1 protein-coding gene is annotated in these 292 nt (G+C 47.6%); it reads left to right on the top strand.

Going from position 1 to position 292, the window contains the following annotated elements; translation table 11 throughout:
- Positions 1-14 precede the first annotated feature (14 nt).
- The coding region (locus Q4528_RS13430) for a pyridoxine 5'-phosphate synthase (RefSeq protein ID WP_303522014.1) at positions 15-292 on the top strand (278 nt) is incomplete at its 3' end.

The raw sequence follows: 292 nt of genomic DNA, 5'->3' as shown, positions 1-292 counted from the left end.
CTACAGAAGGTGGCTTGGATGTTGTTGGGAATCTTGAGAAGATTACCGCCGCGGTGAGCAAGTTATCTGAAGCGGGTATATTAGTGTCGCTGTTTATCGATGCAGATGATGAGCAAATTGATGCATCGTTAGCCTCTGGCGCCCCGTTTATTGAGCTGCATACCGGCCATTATGCCGATGCAAAAGATGAAGCTGCCCAGCAATCAGAATTAAAGAAAATTGCAGCAGCAGCTAGCTATGCCGCTGATAAAGGCCTGAAAGTGAATGCTGGCCACGGTTTGCACTATCACAA

It is taken from the genome of Staphylococcus pasteuri, assembly GCF_030547725.1.
Classification (GTDB): domain Bacteria; phylum Bacillota; class Bacilli; order Staphylococcales; family Staphylococcaceae; genus Staphylococcus; species Staphylococcus pasteuri.
Note: the sequence above shows the minus strand (reverse complement) of the source record. Positions and strands in the feature narration are given on the sequence as shown.